At 68.2% G+C, this 15,873-nt stretch carries 11 protein-coding genes and 3 pseudogenes; 9 read left to right on the forward strand and 5 right to left on the reverse strand.

Going from position 1 to position 15,873, the window contains the following annotated elements; genetic code table 11:
• Positions 1–241: 241 nt before the first annotated feature.
• The gene (locus ACZ6TU_RS34365) at positions 242–742 is read right to left on the reverse strand and encodes a PaaI family thioesterase (RefSeq protein ID WP_467679769.1); all 501 of its coding nucleotides are present in this window, start codon (positions 740–742) and stop codon (positions 242–244) included.
• Between the two features lie 105 nt (positions 743–847).
• Here ACZ6TU_RS34365 and ACZ6TU_RS34370 point away from each other — a divergent pair, with 105 nt between their 5' ends.
• Together ACZ6TU_RS34370 and rox are read left to right on the forward strand one after the other, a co-directional pair.
• Complete coding sequence (locus ACZ6TU_RS34370; RefSeq protein WP_467679771.1) at positions 848–1,315, forward strand: winged helix-turn-helix transcriptional regulator; 468 nt, start codon at positions 848–850, stop codon at positions 1,313–1,315.
• A gap of 603 nt (positions 1,316–1,918) precedes the next feature.
• Positions 1,919–3,463, forward strand: a complete 1,545-nt coding sequence (rox, locus tag ACZ6TU_RS34375; RefSeq protein WP_469552783.1) for a rifampin monooxygenase — start codon at positions 1,919–1,921, stop codon at positions 3,461–3,463.
• Between the two features lie 395 nt (positions 3,464–3,858).
• Here rox and ACZ6TU_RS34380 read toward each other — a convergent pair whose 3' ends face one another.
• On the reverse strand, positions 3,859–4,323 hold the full coding sequence (locus ACZ6TU_RS34380; RefSeq protein ID WP_467679774.1) for an alpha/beta hydrolase fold domain-containing protein: 465 nt from the start codon (positions 4,321–4,323) through the stop codon (positions 3,859–3,861).
• 149 nt (positions 4,324–4,472) lie between these two features.
• Here ACZ6TU_RS34380 and ACZ6TU_RS34385 point away from each other — a divergent pair, with 149 nt between their 5' ends.
• Together ACZ6TU_RS34385 and ACZ6TU_RS34390 are read left to right on the forward strand one after the other, a co-directional pair.
• Positions 4,473–5,039 (forward strand): TetR/AcrR family transcriptional regulator, encoded by a 567-nt coding sequence (locus ACZ6TU_RS34385; RefSeq protein ID WP_469552785.1) that lies wholly within the window; start codon positions 4,473–4,475, stop codon positions 5,037–5,039.
• 218 nt (positions 5,040–5,257) lie between these two features.
• The gene (locus ACZ6TU_RS34390) at positions 5,258–6,361 is read left to right on the forward strand and encodes a DUF4037 domain-containing protein (protein ID WP_467679778.1); all 1,104 of its coding nucleotides are present in this window, start codon (positions 5,258–5,260) and stop codon (positions 6,359–6,361) included.
• Between the two features lie 612 nt (positions 6,362–6,973).
• On the opposite strand, the gene ACZ6TU_RS34395 is transcribed toward ACZ6TU_RS34390, so the two are convergent.
• Complete coding sequence (locus ACZ6TU_RS34395; protein ID WP_469552786.1) at positions 6,974–7,303, reverse strand: DUF6234 family protein; 330 nt, start codon at positions 7,301–7,303, stop codon at positions 6,974–6,976.
• 331 nt (positions 7,304–7,634) lie between these two features.
• Here ACZ6TU_RS34395 and ACZ6TU_RS34400 point away from each other — a divergent pair.
• Positions 7,635–7,849: pseudogene (locus ACZ6TU_RS34400) on the forward strand (transposase); the annotation flags it as partial.
• Positions 7,850–8,232: 383 nt separating this feature from the next.
• Positions 8,233–9,246: an NADP-dependent oxidoreductase gene (locus ACZ6TU_RS34405; protein WP_469552788.1), complete on the forward strand. Its 1,014-nt coding sequence runs from the start codon at positions 8,233–8,235 to the stop codon at positions 9,244–9,246.
• 471 nt (positions 9,247–9,717) lie between these two features.
• On the opposite strand, the gene ACZ6TU_RS34410 is transcribed toward ACZ6TU_RS34405, so the two are convergent.
• Positions 9,718–10,725, reverse strand: a complete 1,008-nt coding sequence (locus ACZ6TU_RS34410) for an enoyl-CoA hydratase/isomerase family protein (RefSeq protein ID WP_469552790.1) — start codon at positions 10,723–10,725, stop codon at positions 9,718–9,720.
• Positions 10,726–11,159: 434 nt separating this feature from the next.
• On the opposite strand from ACZ6TU_RS34410, the pseudogene ACZ6TU_RS34415 reads away from it, so the two are divergent.
• Positions 11,160–11,977, forward strand: a pseudogene (locus tag ACZ6TU_RS34415) (transposase); the annotation flags it as partial.
• Position 11,978: 1 nt separating this feature from the next.
• Here the strand turns inward: ACZ6TU_RS34415 and ACZ6TU_RS34420 are convergent.
• Positions 11,979–12,248, reverse strand: a pseudogene (locus tag ACZ6TU_RS34420) (hypothetical protein); the annotation flags it as partial.
• A gap of 231 nt (positions 12,249–12,479) precedes the next feature.
• On the opposite strand from ACZ6TU_RS34420, the gene ACZ6TU_RS34425 reads away from it, so the two are divergent.
• Together ACZ6TU_RS34425 and ACZ6TU_RS34430 are read left to right on the forward strand one after the other, a co-directional pair.
• Entirely contained in the window at positions 12,480–13,391 is a 912-nt protein-coding gene (locus ACZ6TU_RS34425; protein ID WP_469552791.1) for an alpha/beta hydrolase, read from the forward strand.
• 182 nt (positions 13,392–13,573) lie between these two features.
• Positions 13,574–15,463 carry a propionyl-CoA synthetase gene (locus tag ACZ6TU_RS34430; RefSeq protein ID WP_469552793.1) on the forward strand — a complete coding sequence of 630 codons (1,890 nt, stop codon included), beginning with the start codon at positions 13,574–13,576 and terminating at the stop codon, positions 15,461–15,463.
• Positions 15,464–15,873: the final 410 nt, after the last annotated feature.

Raw genomic sequence — 15,873 nt, forward strand, 5'->3', positions numbered from 1 at the left:
GCACTTCGCCTCTTCTACGGCGGCGGCGCTGCCAGCTGCACCGACTACCCCGCCCACGCCGCCTGAGCAGAGCACCCGGCGCCCGAGAGTACGTCTCCCCGGGCGCCCAGGCACGGCTGCCACACACCAGCCCCACAACCGACGAGTCACCAAGGGACAACGGTCCGCCGCCGAGCCGAATACCGACGCACCCCCTGCTGTCCCGGCTGCCTGCCACGAACCGAGGGTCCTGCCTGCGAAGTCACACCCGGGAGGCGGGTACAGGGAAGAGCATGCAGCTGCTGGTGGCGTGGGCGAGGAGACGGTCCTTCGCGTCGACCAACTGGGCCTGGGCGAGGGCGGTTTGGCGGCCCTTGCTGACGACCGAGCCGATGGCGCGCACCGGGCCCGTGTCCACGGTGATCGGTCGCAGGAACTTCACCGTCAGGTCGAGCGAGGTGTACCCCACGCCCTGCGGGAGGGTGGACTGGACGGCACAGCCCGCCGCCGAGTCGAGCAGGGTGGCGAAGACGCCGCCGTGGACGCTGCCGATCGGGTTGTAGTGCTCCTCGCCCGGCGTCAGCGAGAAGACCGCCCTGCCGGGCTCCACCTCGTCCAGAGCGAAGTCGACGGTGTGGCTGATCGGCGCCCTCGGCAGCCGCCCCGCCTGCACCTCGCGCAGGAAGTCGATGCCGGCCATGCACCGGGCGGCCTCCGCCGAGATCGCGGGATCGTCCCACTGATACGTACGCGTTCGCCCCACGGTCCCGCGCCCTTCCCTCTGACTGTCAGCTGACTTCCTCAAGCGAAGCTAGGCTTTGGGTCACCTGACTGTCAATGGCGAAGTCAGGTCCCTTACGATGGCGGAATGGAGTGGCTTGAGGCGAGCACGGACAACTGCCCCGTCCAGCGCACGCTCGACGTGATCGGCGAGAAATGGACACTGCTGATCCTGCGTGACGCCGTCAACGGCGTCCGCCGCTTCGACGACTTCCACCGCCACATCGGCCTGTCGGAAGCGGTCCTCAGCGACCGCCTCCGCAAGCTGACCTCGGCCGGCATCTTGAAGACCGTCCCCTACCAGGAGCCCGGCAGCCGCTCCCGCAACGAATACCGACTGACCCGCAAGGGCTGGGACCTGTGGCCCGTCCTGATGGCGCTGAGCCAGTGGGGCGAGGCATACGCTCTCGGCTCCGAGGGTCCTGTCCTGGACGTCCGCCACACCGACTGCGACGCCCCGGTCCGCGTCGTCGTCGAGTGCTCCGCGGAGCACTCCACCCTCACACCCCGTGAAGTCACCGCCCGGCTGGGGAAAGGCGCCCGCCTCCGGTCGTGAGCCATCGACCTGGCGGTCGCGGGCCGGACAGCGGTGTGACATCAACTGAGAGCCGTGCACTTCGCCGCCGTTACCGGCCCCGGTCTCCTGTCTCGACCCACGGCTCACGTGTCGATCGGCGCGCGGCGCCTGACCGCGTGCGGTGCAGGAGCTCGATGCAGGTGGCGGGTTGGTGGGCCCAGGGCCAGGTTTCGGGGATGCGGATCTTGCGTGTGCGTTGGCCGCGGAGGGCAGAGTCCTGTGGCTGCTCGGGCTCGGTTGGTATGGCCGCGTGCCACCTCACGGGTTGCCCGATCCGGTCCGTCTCGGGGGGCAGCCAGGATCAGACCGTCGACCGTGGCCGGGACCAGCCAGGCCGTCACGCCGGATTCGCCCTGCAACCGCACGGGCCGTTTGGAGTCGTGATCACGTAACTGGGAAAGGGTTGGACGGGGTGATGCTCGGGCTTGTAGCTTGCAGTTGACCGTGACACCGCCCGAGGAGGTGAGACCCATGAACGCTGTATCGATGTGGGTGCTCTCCCTTCCCGTCACTGTCGGGCGATTGACATAGGTGTCGCCGGGAGCGCCTCGCCAACAAGGCACTCCCGAAAGGCGAACACCTATGCACTCTCCGCAGTTCACCGCCGAGCCGTCGTCGAACGATACGGTCGAGCGCCACTTCACCGTGGAGGATGTCCCCAGACTCCGGCCGTCGGCCTCCGGTGCGGATCGCGCGCCCCTCATGTTCGACGTGATCATTGCCGGGTGCGGGCCGACTGGCGCGATGCTGGCCGCCGAACTGCGGCTGCACGATGTGCGGGTACTCGTTCTGGAGAAGGAAACCGAGCCCGTGTCGTTCGTCCGCATCGTCGGTCTGCACATTCGCAGTCTCGAGCTGATGGCAATGCGCGGACTGCTGGATCTCATTCGCGAACACGGAAGACAGCGTCCGGCCGGCGGGTTCTTCGCCGCCATCAACAAACCCGCGCCCGAGGGCCTGGATTCCGCGCACGCCTATCTGCTGGGCATCCCGCAGCCGGTCATCGTTCGCCTGCTCGAAGAACACGCGACCCGACTGGGTGCGCAGGTCCGGCGCGGTTGTGCGGTTGCCGATTTCGAGCAGGACGACGAGGGTGTGACCGTTGAGCTGGCCGACGGCGAACAGCTGCGTTCGCGCTATCTCGTCGGCTGTGACGGCGGGCGCAGTACGGTGCGCAAACTGCTCGGCGTCGGCTTCCCTGGGGAGCCCTCACGGACCGAGACGCTGATGGGCGAGATGGAAGTGGGTGTGCCGCAGGAGGAGATCGCCGCCAAGGTGACCGAAATCGGCGAGACCAATAAGCGATTCTGGCTCAGGCCCTTCGGTGAAGGGGCATATAGCGTCGTAGTCCCCGCCGCGGGAGTCAGCGATCGCGCGCAGCCACCCACCCTCGAGGATTTCAAACAACAGCTGCGCACCATCGCCGGAACCGATTTCGGCGTGCACTCCCCGCGCTGGTTGTCCCGCTTCGGGGATGCCACCCGGCTGGCCGAACGCTATCGGGTCGGGCGGGTGCTGCTGGCCGGCGATGCGGCACACATCCATCCACCCACGGGCGGGCAGGGCCTCAACCTGGGCGTTCAGGACGCATTCAACCTCGGCTGGAAACTGGCCGCACACATCCGCGGCTGGGCGCCAAGAACACTGCTGGACACCTACCAGTCCGAACGCCATCCGGTCGCCGAGGACGTGCTGGACAACACCCGCGCCCAGATGGAACTGCACTCCACCGAACCGGGCCCGCAGGCCGTGCGCAGGCTGCTCACCGAACTGATGGACTTCGACGAGGTGAACCGCTACCTCATCGAGAAGATCACCGCGATCGGCATCCGTTACGACTTCGGCGAAGGCCCCGACCTGCTCGGCCGCCGCCTGCCCGACATCGACGTCAAACAGGGCCACCTCTACGGTCTGCTGCATCGCGGCCGCGGCCTGCTGCTGGACCGCACCGAACGCCTGACCGTCGGCGGCTGGTCTGACCGGGTCGATTACCTCGCGGATCCCACTGCGGTACTGGATGTTCCGTGCGTCCTGCTACGCCCCGACGGCCACGTCGCCTGGATCGGCGACGATCAGCAGGACTTGGACGACCACCTCTCCCGCTGGTTCGGCGAGCCCGCCAACTGATTTCGCCTGAGCAACCGAAAAGGCCCGTGAGGAGGATCGAACGGCCAGTAGCGACTGACCATCGGAAGGCTGGAGGCAGCATCAGCCGTGGTGCTCCGGCGCCAGGAGCGGCCTGTGAGAAGGAGGTGCTGGACGGGCGGACCGACTGTGCGGCGTGGGAGGCAGGAGTAGGGGCGATGCGGTCGTAGCTGAACGCACCGTAGACCAGGGGCAGGAAGGCCGGCTGGTGGTTGGTCGCGATGTCCGGCCGTCCCGGCCGTCGCCTGCCGGACCGGGAGGAGGTCACGGGCGTCGCGGACCTGCGCGCCACCGCAGGCCGTGCTCGGCCTCCGTCCACTGTCCCGATCCGGCAGGCGCGCGGATCTTGCGACTGCCGCGCCGCCCGGACCGCCCGGTCAGATCTTCGTCTTCTCCCGGAGCCAGGCGCCGATCTGTGCGATGGCGGCGTCGGTCTCCGGGATCCGGCCGGCACCGTAGACGTAGGAGTGCTGGCCGCCGGGTACCACGACGGTCGCCGTGTCGATTCCGGCGTCCTTGACGCGGGCGGCGAACTCCTCGTCCTCGCCGGCCAGGACCTCGTACGTTCCCCAGGAGACGAGGGTCGGGGGCAGACCGCTCAGGTCCGCCCGGTTCAGGTTGATCCGGGTGTCCGTGAACTCGATGCCCGTGCCGCCGATCCAGGACTGCCGGAAGAACTCCAGCAGTTCCTTGCTGAGTATCTTGTCCGTCTCGGCGTTGGCCGCGATGGTCTTGTTGGCGATCTCGAGGTCGCACCAGGGGGAGATCGACACGATGGCGCCGGGCAGGGGCAGCTTCTTGTCGCGGAGGCGAAGCGCCAGGGCGACAGCGCGTGCCCCCACTGCGAGCACGCGGGCACGGCGAACGACACCCAGCGGAGGCCTGCACGCTGCATGGATCCAGGCGCCAGGGGCGGGGCTCACCGCGGCCGGTCACCCGGCACGTCGCATACGATAGATGCGCTTTACTATCTATCGTGGGCAGGTGACTGATGAGTCGCGTTTCGCAAGCGCAGGCGCTCGAGAACCGCAGGCGCGCGGTCGCCGCGGCCTCCCAGCTCTTCCGGGAGCGCGGCGTGAACGGCATCAGCGTCGCCGATCTGATGAAGTCCATCGGGCTGACCACGGGCGGCTTCTACAAGCAGTTCCCCTCCAAGGAGGCCCTGATCGCCGAGGCGGCTCAAGCCGCTTTCGGGGACCTTGACCTGCTCCTGGCGGAGTTCGATACGGCCCACGGCGATCACGACACCGCGCGCGACGCCCTCGTCGACTTCTACCTGTCGACCGAGCACCGTGACCAGCCCGGCACCGGTTGTCCCACCGCGGGATTCGCAGGGGACATGGCTCGCGAGACCACGGCTGGGGAGGTACGCGAAACGTACGCAGCGGGAGTCGAGGAATTCGCCGCATGGCTGTCCACCGACACCAACGACGGCCTTCCGATGGTGGCCACCCTGGTCGGCGCGATCCTGCTTGCCCGGGCCACCGCGGGCACAGAGCTGTCGGAGAGGATCCTGGAGTCGACCCGCAAAGCCATGACCGCACCCCACGGGCCTTGACCGGAATCCTGAACACAGGCCGTGCGACTGTGGCCCAACGCCGCTTGATCGAGGGGTAGTTGGGCCCGTCAAGAGGGTCGGTTTCCATGCTTCGACAAGGACGCACTTCCCGCTCCACCGTCTACGAAGTTGATCTGGCCCCACGGGTGATCGGGTGTGGGGCTGTCACGGCGGATATCCGGTGGCCTCGGGGTGAGTAGGTCCAGCACAGTTGGGCTATGACGATCTCCGGGGCGCCGTTCATGCCTGGCATCGAGTTGTCTGAGGTCTTGTACGAGGAGGGGGTGGAGCCGATCCTTCGGGATGCGTTTCCGGGGCTGCGTTACGCGGCTGCTCGGATCGGTAGCGGCTCCGAGGTGCTGGGCTTCGACACATCGCGGTCGGCAGATCATGAGTGGGGCCCGCGGCTGGAGATCTTCCTGACGGCCGAGGACCAGGCTCAGCACGGTGCTGCAATCCGCCGCACCCTGGCTGAAAGGCTGCCGAAGGACATTCGGGGCTGGCCCACCCACTTCGAGGAGAGCGACGATCCGCTGGACCCGGTCGGGCGTATGCAGTTGACCGACGGCCCGGTAAACCATCGCGTTGACGTGTACGACGTGGCCGGATGGCTGGCCGAACAGCTCGGGATGCGTTGGGCCGGTGCAGAGCTGGCCACGCGTGAATGGCTGGCGATGCCGCAGCAGCGGCTTGCCGAGACCACTGGTGGAGCGGTGTTCCATGACGGGCTTGGTGCTCTCACCGACGTCCGGCGGCGGCTGGCATGGTATCCGGACCAGGTATGGCGGTATCTGCTGGCTTGCCAGTGGCAGCGCATCTCGCAGGAAGAAGCGTTCGTGGGTCGCTGCGCGGAAGTCGGTGACGACATAGGGTCGGCCGTCGTGGCTGCTCGTCTGGTACGTGATCTGATGCGCCTTTGCCTGTTGCTGGAGCGCCGCTACGCCCCCTACAGCAAGTGGCTCGGCAGCGCCTTCGGCCAGCTCCCTGCGGCGAAGTCGCTCAAACCGGCTCTTCGTGGTGCGCTGGCCGCGACGGACTACCGGGCCCGGGAGGCACATCTGTGCGATGCCTATGAGGTTGTCGCTGCTCTTCAGAACGCATCGGGGCTCAACGCGCCAGTGGATCCGAAGCGGCGGCCCTACCACTCGCGCCCATTCCAGGTTCTGCGCGCAGAGCGTTTCGCCCAGGCGCTTGCGGAGACGGTCACGGACCCGGACCTTCGGACATTGGCGCTCGTGGGAAGCGTGGACCAGTGGGCAGACAGCACGGATCTGCTCAACCAGCCCCTGGCCATTCAGGCCGCAGCACACGCTCTCACATGAGAGGCCGCAGGGCTGAGACGGGCGCTGCCCGAACGGCTGTGACTCGTTCCGGCTTGAGCGGTCGTAGCCGGCCCTCGGGATCCGACGACGTGCCCTCTTGGAGTGAATGCGCTGCTCTGTCCGCCCGACGACGGCAGGGTTCGTGCGTCGATCACGATCATGTCGGAGGCCGCGTTACTTGATCACGGTCATGTCGGGAGGCCGGGATGGGTTTGTCGCGAACAGAGCTGTTCGCCGCGATCCGGAGGGACAAGCGTCTTGATCCGGAACTGTGGCAGCGGGCCCTGGCGGAGAGTACGGAGTGCATCGCCGGACGGTGAGGCAGGCCCTCTTGTCTGCTGTTCCGCCGCCGCGGAGAAACCGGAGGCCCGTCGAATCCATCAGCGTCTGGCCCAGGAGTACGACTTCGACCTGGTGTCCTACTCCACGGTCTGCGACTACGTTCTGACCAGGCGCCCGCAGATCGAGGCCGAGGTGCTGGAGGGTCGCCACCGAGTCTATGCCTCGCAGGCCCAGGAGTCCTTCGTGGAAGGGCCCGTCGAAGCGTTCAACGGACTGCCTCAGTTGCTGCGCCTGTGTGACTTTGTGCTTCGGCATCCGCCGTTGTGGGTCCTACCGGTCGGCCACGTGGTTCGAAGGCTGCATCCCGGACCTCGTTGGTAGCGGGGGTGGGTGGGCACGCTCGTACTGGTCGTGCCAAGCAGCGATCGTGAAGAGCAGCGCAATGGCTGCCACGAGCAGTTGGACCGCGCCTGCGAACGGATGTGCCGAGTACAGGAAGATCACGGCGATCACGAGCACACCCAATGTGAACCCGCCGAGCCAGAGAATCGGAACCCAGTCCATCGGGGCTGCCGCGGTTTGCTCGTCCACACGGCCCCATCCACGGATGACCGACGTCAGCCCCAGCAGAAAGGCGACCGGGATTTCGATGAGCAGCACGATCAGGCTTATGCAGCCACCCGCGAACCCGTCGCCTCGCGAGTCTGAAGCCCCAGGGCCGCAATCGTTCCCCGGCAAGTGCGGTATACGCGAACTCGGCTCGAAGCGCATGGTCACACCCTCGTAAGTCACGCCGTGCGCTGCATCACGGTTCACCAGGCCGAGACCGAGTCGTGGCCGAGCTGAGCACCCCACAGGGCCTCCCCCTGCCCTCGAACCGCAAAGTGAACGCACTCGCTCGTACGAGGGTTCCGGGGACGTGAACACGGCCTCCGTCTGATCCTGTGCTCCGACCAAAGAGGCACGTGCCCAGTACGAAGGCCGTGGGGGAATGAGCCTGCTGCATCACGATGCCGACCCGGAGCCGTTCGCGGTGGCGTCACGCTTCGGGAAGACTTCTTCGACTGCCTGACCGCGCGCGGGGACACGTTGTTCGAGCTGACCGATGCGCTGTTGTGTGCGGACGAGCCGGTGACCACGCCGGTGGACCTCACGCTGACGGCAGAACACCGGCGCGGGCACGGCGCGATGTACGAGGCGCTCAACTTCCGCCTGCGCGGCGTGGCCCCGCTCGCAGCGGATCCGGGCGTCGAAGTGCGCGCGGCATCCGCGGTGTCGGGCCAGTATGGCCGCGCCTTCCGGGACGACGCGGTAGCGGTCGCCCCACTACAGGAGCCCCATCACGGCCGGGACCAGATCCATGACCTTGGACAGTGATCACGTACTTCGGCATGCCGGCGCCCTGAAGAGCTTCCTGCCACGCATCCACGGGGTGACCCTAACCGCATCTGAGTTTACTTTTTTATACTCAGCAAGTAGCGTCGTGGCCTGAACATCAACCTGGCCGCACTCGAGAAACGGGCGCGCAGGGGGACCTGCGCGAAGAATCAGATCGACCACCGGGACACCCACGCAGAAAGGCGGCCGGCATGAAGGCATTCGTCGTCGAGAAGTACGGCAAGGACGGCGCGCGCGCCGCAGAGGTACCCGAGCCCGCGGTCGGGGATCGCGACGTCCTGGTCAGAGTGAGCGCCGCCAGTATCAATCCGCTGGACAAGATGGTCCGCAACGGGGAGTTCAAGCAGCTCCTGAAGTACAGGCTTCCGTTCGTGCTCGGCCACGACGTGGCCGGCGTCGTGACGCGGGTCGGCTCCGCCGTACACGGCCTCGAAGTCGGCGACGAGGTCTACGCCCGTCCGCGCGACCTGCGGATCGGCGGCTTCGCGGAGTTCATCGCGATCGACATGGACGACGTCGCGCCCAAGCCGGCCTCACTCACCCTCCAAGAGGCAGCCGCGGTGCCGCTGGTGGCCCTGGCCGCCTGGCAGGTTCTCGTCGACCGTGCTCATGTGAAGCCGGGCCAGAAGGTGCTCATCCACGCCGGTGCCGGTGGCCTCGGCTCGACAGTCATCCAGCTCGCCAAGCACCTCGGCGCCACCGTGGCGACGACCACGAGCACCGACACCGAGAAGTTGGTCCGGAGCCTCGGCGCCGACATCGTCGTCGACTACACCAAGGAAGACTTCTCGAAGGTGCTGTCCGGCTACGACCTGGTGCTGGACTCCCTGGGCGGCGCGAACCTCGAGAAGTCGCTGACCGTGCTGAAGCCCGGCGGCCTGGCCATCAGCGTCGTCGGCCCGCCGGACGCCGGCTTCGCCAAGCAGCTCGGCGCCCCCTCCTTCATGGGCCTGGTCATGAACGTGCTCAGTCGCAAGATCCGCAAGCAGGCGAAGGCGCTGGGCGTGCGCTACGAGTTCTTCTTCATGCGGGCCAACGGCTCCCAGCTGCGCAAACTCGGTGCCCTCTACGACAGCGGGAAGCTCCGCCCGGTCATCGACAGCACCTTCCCGTTCGACGAGACACTCGAGGCGATGGCGCACGTCGAGCAGGGCCGCACCAAGGCCGGCAAGGTCGTGGTCTCGATGGCGCCCGACAACGACTGAGACCGTGCCGACCACAGACCCTCCGTCCGGCACGATCACCGGAGGGGCGACAACGCCGTCGGCGATCCAATGGCGACGCGGTCGCGGAGTGCCGCCGCTGTGGGCATCTCGGTGCCGTTCCGCACGCCATACGGCTCGCGACACAGCGCGCCACGCGGCTCTACGCCCACCCGGAGCCGTGGTCAAGCCCCCGCACCCGTTGCGTGCCGGATCACGGCGGACGGACCGCCACGCCCGCGTGAGCCCGCGCAGGCAGAGAGACGAGGATTTCCCGAGGTGGGCGGGAGGCACCGACGGCTCGCAGCTCTCCACGCTCATGAGGTACGCATAACTGACTCATAGCGCCCTCCGCTCCCGCTTCCGCGACGACCTGAAGTCGGCGGGGCTCGCGATCCCATCTCGCTGAAGCGCGGTCCCTCCTGCATGACCAGCCCCTTGCGCCAGGCGATGCCCTGCTCACGGCGGACTTGTTCAGGACGGCAGCGCCCGTCCGCCGAGCGACGCCCGGTGCCAGTCGGGAGTGCGGTCCTTGTCGACCAGGGCCGCCCGGACGCCCTCCACGAAGTCCGGCGTGCGGATGGTCGTGCGCGTGAGGGCGAGTTCGTCGCTGAGGCACTCGCGCAACGTGTGCTGCCTGCCCCGGGCCAGCAGGGCGTGAGTGATCTCCAGGCTCTGCGGCGAGGCGGACTCCAAGGCGACCAACGCGGTTGCCGCCCAGGGGGTGTCGAGGTGACCCAAGCGCTTCTCGATCTCGCCGAGGGTCGGCGCGCCGAACGCCCAGTCCACGTCCCCGCGTACCTCCGCCAGCCTGCTCTCCGCCACCGGCGAGCGGCCGGCGAGGCGGTTCAGGACCACGTCCACCGGGTCGCCTGGGTTGTCGGCAAGGGCATCGCCGACCGCGTCGAGCCCGTCCGCGGAGACGAAGTGCGTGGCCAGCCCCGCGTACAGGGCGTCGGCCGCGTCGAGCCGGTGCCCCGTCAATCCCAGGTACATGCCGATCGCGCCGGGCAACCGTGGCAGAAAGTAGCTGGCCCCGACGTCCGGGAAGAACCCGATCGCGGTCTCGGGCATCGCCAGCACCGCGCGCTCGGTGACGACGCGGAAGCTGCCGTGGACGGACAGACCGAGACCGCCGCCCATGCACAGGCCGTCGATGAGCGACACGACCGGCACGGGATACTCGGCGATCCGGGCGTTGAGCCGGTACTCGGAGGCGAAGAACCGCTCACTGGCCGCGCCATCCCCGAGGCTGTGCTCGCGGATCGTGCGAATGTCTCCACCGGCACAGAACGCCTTCGTGCTGGTACTGGCGAGCACCACAGCGGACAGCGGTGTGTGCTCCCACTCAGCGAGCACACGGTCGATGGCGGCGACCATGCCTGTCGTCAGGGCGTTGAGCGCCTTGGGCCGGTTCAAAAGGATCCGACCGACGCCCCGGTGGACGTCGGCGAGAATCTCGGCCGCAGCGGTATCAGTCATCGGTCGTCATCTCGTTTCCGAGCGGATTTGGCTGTCGTGACCATCACGTTCCTCACTCGCCGGGTGTCAGACATGGATCTGCGCGTAGAGATCTTGGATCTCGTCCACGGTGAGGTACGACGGGGTTGTTGGCGGGGGATCCGGACGCGAGCGCCTGCTCGGCCATAAGGGGCAACAGACGGAACCCTTCGTCCTTGCCGATGCCGTGGGCTTGGGGGGCACCTCAAGATCCTGACACAAGGCTCGGAGCGCCTCCACGAGCGTACCGGCGGCCAAGGCGTTACCGTCACCGTCGGTGGCGGCTCCGAGGCGCGGGCGCAGCCGGCGTACCGGCTCTCGGCGGCGGGCGCGGAGAATGCGGTCACCGCGGGGAAGAGCATCGCGTTCGACGGAGCATGGGCGCCGCGGAAGTGAGCGCCGATCAGGCAGCTCATACCGTGTGCACCCGCTTCGACGACAACCTGGTCGGCGAGGCCACCAGGCTCGCGAAGCGGCTTCATGACCTGCTGACCCAGGTCCATCCCTTGCTGGAACGGGTGCGGGGTCCTCGGTTGCAGCACCCAGCCCTCCTGGCCCTGCTGGAGCCGTCCGGATCCCCGGCCCAGATCCGCAAGGCAGGCCGCCGCCGCTTGGTCACCCTGAAGCCGCTTGGTCACCCTGAATGCGGCCGAAGGGGCCGAGGATGGCCGAGCGGCTGGTCGATGAGACCTTCTCAGCGTTGGACGAGCAGACCGTGACCCTCACGGGGACCGAGGCGGCCGCTCTGGTCGTCCCGAGCCTCGCGGCGTCGCTGACCGCCGTGCTCGACCAGCGGAGACTGCTGGCCGGGCGGATCGAGGAACTGCTGGCGGCCCACCCTCTTTCGAAGGCCCTGACCTCGATGCCGGGAGTCGGCGTCAGGACCGGAGCACGCATCCTGATCGAGGTCGGTGACGGCAGCACCTTCCCGACCGCCGGCCACCTGGCCGCCCACGCGGGTCTCGCCCCGGCGACCCGGAGCTCGGGCCCATCGCTCCGCGGCGGACCGCCTTCCCGGAAAGGGAACAAGCAGCTCAAGCCGGCCTTCTTCCTATCGGTGTTCGCGGCGCTCGGTGACCCGGCCTCCCGGGCCTACTACGACAAGAAAAGCGCACAGGGAAAGCACCACACCCAGGCCCTGCTCTGCCTCGCCAGACGCAGGGCCGACGTCCTTTTCGGGATGCTCCGCGACAGAAGCTTCTACGAACCGCAGCCATCAGCCTCAGTTACCTGACCTGGAAGATCGCCAACACATCGGCAGACGGCCAGACCCGCAGGTCCGTACACTCGGCATCCGCCGGACGGGACAGCACGCCCTCCGCCCGGGGCACCGGAAGCACCGTCTCTCCCTCGGAGTACTGGCACTTCCAGCCCTTCTCCGCGACAAGCTCGAGGACCGCCTGCCAGTCCCCCACCGAGGCATTCGGGACACGCACGTCCGGCAGCGACCCCATCAAGTCCGGGTCGAAGAAGCGGCTCACGTCATCCCACAGCAGATCGGCCACCCCGCCATGCTGCCCGGCTCCCAGACCCAGCGCACCCCGTTTCCCTCACCAAGGGCATAGGGCCCCCTGCTCCACGCCGATGCCTTTGGAAGAGCCTTACCGCATCCATGGGGTGATCCCAACTGCTGCTGCGTTTACTTTCTTATACTCAGCCAGTAGCGTCATGACCAGCACATCGACCCGCCTGCCGCAGGGGACCCGGCAGGCACCCGTCTGGGAAGGGGCACCACCATGGGAGTAAGCCCAGAGGCACACGAGTTCGCGGAGTTCCTCGCGAGCGTGAGCGCGAAGTCGTCCACACCCGGCCTCGACCTGGCCGTCATCCGCGACATCGTCGACTCGAACCACAAGGCGTCTACCGAGCCGGAAGGTGTCACTTACGCCGAGGTGGACGCGGGCGGCGTCCCCGCCCTGTGGGCCATCCCCGAGGGCGCCGACCCCGACCGGGCGCTGCTCCACTTCCACTTCGGGGGATCCGTCACCGCTTCGATGCACTCCGACCGCAAGGCCGCCGGCCACATCGCGAAGGCGGCAGGAGCCCGCTCCCTCGTCGTGGACTTCCGCCTGGCGCCCGAACACCCCTACCCGGCGCAGCTCGACGATGCCGAGACGGCCTACCGGTGGCTGCTCTCACAGGGCTACGAGCCGCGGAACATCGGCAGCACGGGCCACTCGATCGGCGGAACCCTCGCGGTGATGCTGCCGCTGCGGCTGCTCGCGAAGGGCGAGGCGACCCCGGGCGCGATCGTCAGCGTCTCACCGTGGACCGACCTCACCATCCAGAACGCGTCGGTGGACGAGAACGAAGACAACGACAGGATGCTGAGCAGGAACACGCTCGAGCTCTTCCGGGGAGCCTGGCTGCAGGACCCCGCGGTGGACTTCACCGACCCCGCGATCAGCATCGCGAACGCCGATCTGACCGGCCTGCCCCCCACGACCGTCCACTACGGCGAGTACGAGACCCTCGCCGACGACGGCGCCCAGCTCGGCCGACGCCTCGCGGACTTCAAGGTCACCTCCGAGGTCCACCCGCTGCCCGAAGGGCAGCACTCGTTCGTCCTGGGCGCGGGGCGCGTACCCGAGGTGGACCAGGCGATCCAGCAGATGGGGCAGTGGCTCCGCAAGCACCTCGGCGCGTGAGCAGAAGCTGCACCTGACGGCGGGGCCGGACGGCCAGTCGCGGCACCACCGCCATGCCGGTGGCCGGTCCGCCGGTCACCGGCATCCTGCTCGACCATGGCGGCCGACATGCGGTACTTGTGTCCGACACCGTTCCGCACGCAGCCCCACCACCGTCCCTCGATGCCACAAAGGAGTGCGCGATGGGAACGTACGAGGATGTCTTCCGCGCCAGTACCGAGGACCCGGAGAGCTTCTGGCTGAAGGCGGCAGAGGGCATCGACTGGGATGTCACTCCGCAACGCGCCCTGGACTCCTCGGGCGCACCGTTCTACCGCTGGTTTCCCGACGGGCGGCTCAACGTCTGCTTCAACGCGCTCGACCGGCACGTCGAAGCCGGCCGCGGCGAACAGCCCGCGCTCGTCCATGACTCCCCCGTGACCGACACCCGGCGCATCTACACCTACGCGCAGTTGAGGGACGAGGTGGCGGCCTTCGCCGGGGCGCTCGCGCAGCTCGGTGTGGGGCATGGCGACCGCGTGGTGATCTACATGCCGATGGTTCCCGAGGCCGTCGTCGCGATGCTGGCCTGTGCACGCATCGGGGCGGTCCACTCGGTCGTCTTCGGCGGGTTCGCCCCGCGCGAACTGGCCCTCCGCATCGATGACGCGGCCCCCAAGGTGGTCGTCTCCGCCTCCTGCGGCATCGAGGGCAAGCGGGTCGTCGCATACAAGCCGCTGCTGGACCGGGCGATCGAACTCGCCGTCCACACCCCGGAGAAGTGCGTGATCCTGCAACGCCCGCAGGAGCCCGCCGCGCTGGGCCCGGACGATCTCGACTGGGCCGGCCTGGTCGCCGCCGCGCCGACGGCCGACTGCGTTCCCGTCCCCGCCACCGATCCCCTGTACATCCTCTACACGTCCGGAACGACCGGAAAGCCCAAGGGCGTCGTGCGTGACTGCGGCGGCTACGCGGTGGCCTTGCACTGGTCGATGGGCGCCGTGTACGACGTGGGCCCGGGCGAGACGATGTTCACCGGCTCCGACGTCGGCTGGGTCGTCGGGCACTCGTACATCGTCTACGGGCCCTTGCTGGCGGGCGCCACGACGGTCCTCTACGAGGGCAAGCCGGTCGGCACGCCGGACGCGGGCCAGTTCTGGCGCGTCGCCGCCTCGTACCGGGTCAAGACCGTGTTCACGGCGCCCACCGCCTTCCGGGCGATCAGGAAGGAGGACCCGAAGGGGGCGCTCACCGCCGACTACGACCTCTCCCACCTGCGCTATCTCTTCCTGGCCGGTGAGCGCCTCGACCCCGAGACCTATCACTGGGCGAGCGCCCTGCTGGGCGTCCCGGTGATCGACCACTGGTGGCAGACCGAGACCGGCTGGCCCATCGTCGCCAACCCGGTCGGCATCGAAGCCGCGCCCGTCAAGCCCGGCTCCCCCACCCGGCCGCTGCCGGGCTGGGACGTCCGCGTCCTCGACGCTTCGGGCGAGCCGGTGCCCACGGGCGTCGACGGCGCGATCGTCGTAAAGCTTCCTCTGCCGCCCGGCGCACTCCCCACTCTCTGGAAGGACGACGACCGTTACGTCGCCTCCTACCTCTCCGCCTACGACGGGTACTACCTCACCGGCGACAGCGGACACATCGACGACGACGGCTACGTCTTCGTGATGGGCCGCACCGACGACGTCATCAACGTCGCCGGCCACCGGCTGTCCACCGGCAGCATGGAAGAGGCTCTGGCCGCCCATCCCGACATCGCCGAATGCGCCGTCATCGGCGTCGCCGACGAACTCAAGGGACAGGTACCGCGCGGCTTCGTCGTCCTGAAAGCGGGCAGCAACCGCGAACCGAGGGAGGTCGAGTCCGAACTCGTCCAGCTCGTACGCGAACGCATCGGCGCCGTCGCCTCCCTCAGGGACATCACGGTCGTGGCCGCCCTGCCCAAGACCCGCTCGGGAAAGATCCTGCGCAAGACCATGCGCGGCATCGCCGACGGCCGCGACGAACCCATCCCGTCCACGGTGGACGACCCCGGCGTCATCGAGGACCTGCGCCCCGTCCTCCGCCGCACCGGTCACACCCCGTGAAGGGCTGACAGTGCCCTGGCCGACGGTGGGCGAGCGCGTCCACCGGACTCCGCGCGGCACGGCCCGCCGACCAAGGCGGGGGTGCCTTGTGTTTATGTGAACCGACGCCCATGTCTTCCTCAGCGATCTCGCTCGGGGCCTCGCACCCCGAGCGGATCAATTGGCGACGTGGTGCCGCAACACCTGCTCGTCGAGCTTCCCGAGGTGTGGAAGTACGAGGACATCACCTCCGTCACCCTGAGCGCGATGGCCCGGCGTCGGTGGAACGGCTGAGCGCGGCGCAGTGGGGGCGGCTGGACTGGTTACGCATCTTCCAGATGCCCTCCTCTGCAGCGGAGTTGGACCCGGCCGAAGGGATCTGGTCGCTCCTCAAGCGGCACCTGACCGCCATGTCGGGGCGCTGCCCGCCC

The sequence above is a fragment of the Streptomyces sp. NPDC052064 genome (assembly GCF_055585925.1).

Bases quoted from the DNA above. Each gene is read 5' to 3' on its own strand.
- ACZ6TU_RS34370 (WP_467679771.1), top strand. From the start codon at position 848: ATGGAGTGGCTTGAGGCGAGCACGGACAACTGCCCCGTCCAGCGCACG.
- ACZ6TU_RS34385 (WP_469552785.1), top strand. From the start codon at position 4,473: ATGAGTCGCGTTTCGCAAGCGCAGGCGCTCGAGAACCGCAGGCGCGCG.
- ACZ6TU_RS34410 (WP_469552790.1), bottom strand. From the start codon at position 10,725: ATGACTGATACCGCTGCGGCCGAGATTCTCGCCGACGTCCACCGGGGC.
- rox (WP_469552783.1), top strand. From the start codon at position 1,919: ATGCACTCTCCGCAGTTCACCGCCGAGCCGTCGTCGAACGATACGGTC.
- ACZ6TU_RS34390 (WP_467679778.1), top strand. From the start codon at position 5,258: ATGACGATCTCCGGGGCGCCGTTCATGCCTGGCATCGAGTTGTCTGAG.
- ACZ6TU_RS34405 (WP_469552788.1), top strand. From the start codon at position 8,233: ATGAAGGCATTCGTCGTCGAGAAGTACGGCAAGGACGGCGCGCGCGCC.
- ACZ6TU_RS34425 (WP_469552791.1), top strand. From the start codon at position 12,480: ATGGGAGTAAGCCCAGAGGCACACGAGTTCGCGGAGTTCCTCGCGAGC.
- ACZ6TU_RS34430 (WP_469552793.1), top strand. From the start codon at position 13,574: ATGGGAACGTACGAGGATGTCTTCCGCGCCAGTACCGAGGACCCGGAG.